1 protein-coding gene is annotated in these 238 nt (G+C 60.1%); it reads right to left on the reverse strand.

The features are described 5' to 3' along the window. On the reverse strand, window positions 1-234 hold a 234-nt coding region (locus R0J88_RS23310; protein WP_410901362.1), incomplete at its 3' end, for an aldehyde dehydrogenase family protein. Window positions 235-238 lie beyond the last annotated feature (4 nt).

Genomic DNA, 238 nt, shown 5'->3' on the forward strand with positions numbered 1-238 from the left:
TAACTGCCCTATCGCGGCAATACAAATGCCGTCTGCTTCAGCCGCCGTTAAACGCGACGCCAGCTTGGCTTTTTGACGAGCGTTAATCAGCGGCCCACAGCCTGCATCGGCCTCGCCTGCATCACAGCGCAGCGCCGCAAAGCGTTTGCAAAGGTCCGCCACCACACGGTCGGCGATGTCTCGCTGGACCAGCAAGCGGCTTCCCGCTGAACAGGTTTGCCCAGCGTTTTGCACAATG

It is taken from the genome of Pseudoalteromonas sp. SIMBA_162 (assembly GCF_046535955.1).
In the GTDB taxonomy this organism is placed as follows: domain Bacteria; phylum Pseudomonadota; class Gammaproteobacteria; order Enterobacterales; family Alteromonadaceae; genus Pseudoalteromonas; species Pseudoalteromonas marina.